The 1,767-nt window shown below is 39.2% G+C and carries 3 protein-coding genes; 1 reads left to right on the top strand and 2 read right to left on the bottom strand.

Features of this window, described 5'->3' with window-relative positions:
• Nucleotides 1-204: 204 nt before the first annotated feature.
• Nucleotides 205-354: a hypothetical protein gene (locus ACQEXU_RS21895; RefSeq protein WP_086459347.1), complete on the top strand. Its 150-nt coding sequence runs from the start codon at nt 205-207 to the stop codon at nt 352-354.
• A 179-nt stretch (nt 355-533) separates the two neighbouring features.
• On the opposite strand, the gene ACQEXU_RS21890 is transcribed toward ACQEXU_RS21895, so the two are convergent.
• Complete coding sequence (locus ACQEXU_RS21890) at nt 534-1,280, bottom strand: hypothetical protein (RefSeq protein ID WP_427012292.1); 747 nt, start codon at nt 1,278-1,280, stop codon at nt 534-536.
• Nucleotides 1,281-1,424: 144 nt separating this feature from the next.
• Nucleotides 1,425-1,631, bottom strand: a complete 207-nt coding sequence (dmpI, locus tag ACQEXU_RS21885) for a 4-oxalocrotonate tautomerase DmpI (protein ID WP_108695164.1) — start codon at nt 1,629-1,631, stop codon at nt 1,425-1,427.
• Between the last annotated feature and the right edge of the window lie 136 nt (nt 1,632-1,767).

Raw genomic sequence — 1,767 nt, 5'->3', positions numbered from 1 at the left:
CATACCACCTTAAACACTAAAACTAACGCATAGTAAAAATGCCACGCGTTGCGAATCACTCTTAAACAGTTTGTTATGCGGTTGCTCGCAAAGTTTAATTTTACCTTACTTTGAGATGAAATAAGCAACCAAGCACACACTTTAAAACTGTTCTCAGAAGTAAAATACGGGCACCAATACTGGTGATAGATAGGAAGTACGTTTATGGCAGTAAAACACACACCCACTGGAGTCGTTCATAAAGGCAAAAAAGGAGGTACTACTGGTTGTGGCTTTGACACCAAGAAAGAAGCATCTCATTGGAGCGACTCACACAGTAAAATTACATGTGACAAAAACGGCTGTAAGAACTAAGTAGTAGTTGTTTAATTGGGCTAGGACTCAAGCTCTAGCCCCTTATCACCCTCTGCCGCATAACGCCCAATTAAGGGGTGAACAACGCCTCCACCCAACCTAACGCATTGTGCCATAAACACTAAATTTGAAGTAGAAACAAAAGTGCCAAGCGTTGTGAATCCCTCTTAAATTGCTTGTTAAGTGCGTGGGCAAACCCTGATACTTTCAAACCCTTTTAACTGTTTTAAAGCCGTAATGGTAGCCTCACGATGCTCTTTGGACTGCAAATGATTTATTGCTACATAACCACCATTTAGTAACAAAGCTTTCTGTTTAGGTATGAATATTACGGCGGATATACACTCTCTGAACTTCTTATAACCACGTTGGGTATAACCATCTTCAAGAATACCTAATAACTTGCTGCCCTCCCACTTTTCCGTCCAAAGTGAGTTGTAAGGTTTCCCCCACATAGTAATAGCGACATCATGCTCATCTAACATTCCAGCGTGAACATTAGTGCAGTCAATGCATAGTAAATTTATTGTTCTATTATCAGGTTTTTTGAACTTATCGACTTTTTCGAGTAAGCCCCACTGTAACTTAATTATTTGGGCTGCAGTTCTGAAGTGCGGTTCTTTTGAATCGCTTTCGATGCTATACCCTTTAAGTTCGTCTTTGCGCTTTAGCTCGCGAATCCCTTCATTTAAGTCCACACGATAAAGCTCAAAGTTAACAACAAAATCATCTGTGTTAGCTTGAAAATCTATCGATTTTTCAGTGTCATTAACTACTTTTTCGTATCCGAGTTCTATTCCATTTGACTCGCATTGATTTGCAAACAGTAACTCAAACCCAATGTCTGGATCATTTCTCTGTTTCCAACGGGTAACCAAAGGTTTGTATCTTTCAATATTATCTAAAACTTCTACAATTTTCTTCATAGTTATTGTTTCCGACATAGCACTTAACGCCGCATTAAGGTGCGAACAACGCCAAACACTTAACCCAAACCACTGCACCTTAAACACTAAAGCTAAGTTTAAACTGAGGTCGCCAAGCGTTGTGAGTCACTCTTAAATGCCTTGTTATGTTTGTTCTGCTATCTCTTTTTTGATTTGTTCCACGCTTTTACCACCAACCGCAATATTATTATCCGGCTGCTCTCGAATAGAGACTAAGAACAATTCTTTAGGTATTCCCGTTATTTCAACTGAAACTTCAGTTAATTTTTCAATCAGTTTTTCTTTTACTTCATCCGTTAACTGACCTGATTCAAAAGCAATAAATGGCATAACTTTTCCCTTTGTTACTAGTGTACTTGCAAATGATTATTACATGTCTTAACCCGAAAAACATAACGCCCTGTTAAGGGGTGAGCAACGCAATACCGAAGTCGCCGCATACCGCCTTAAACACTAAAACCAACGC

It is taken from the genome of Vibrio sp. TRT 21S02 (assembly GCF_050113675.1).
GTDB lineage: Bacteria > Pseudomonadota > Gammaproteobacteria > Enterobacterales > Vibrionaceae > Vibrio.
This window is presented reverse-complemented; position numbering and strand designations above follow the sequence as displayed.